Raw genomic sequence first — 252 nt, forward strand, 5'->3', positions numbered from 1 at the left:
CGGCGAAGCCGGTGCCATGCACCGCGCTGCCTGCTTCGCGGGTGAACCCGCCCCCACAGGATGGGGGTTCACCCGCGAAGGCGCCTGGTCAGGCGGAAGCGCCCAACTGGCCTGGGCGTCGCACCTGGGGCTGCGAGGCGTTGGCGGCTGCGCCTTCTTCAATAGCCTGCTGAATCGCCTTGCGGCGGCGTTCTTCGGCGCGGCGGCTGAAGTACCAGACGAAGAAGGTCACCAACGAGACAGACAGCAGAA

1 pseudogene is annotated in these 252 nt (G+C 67.9%); it reads right to left on the reverse strand.

Annotation, left to right across the window (positions count from 1 at the left end):
* Positions 1–88: 88 nt before the first annotated feature.
* Positions 89–252 (reverse strand): annotated as a pseudogene (locus IAE33_RS24455) (putrescine ABC transporter permease PotI); the annotation flags it as partial.

Origin of the sequence: Pseudomonas sp. S60, from assembly GCF_016647865.1 — a bacterium.
GTDB classification, from domain to species: Bacteria; Pseudomonadota; Gammaproteobacteria; order Pseudomonadales; family Pseudomonadaceae; genus Aquipseudomonas; species Aquipseudomonas parafulva.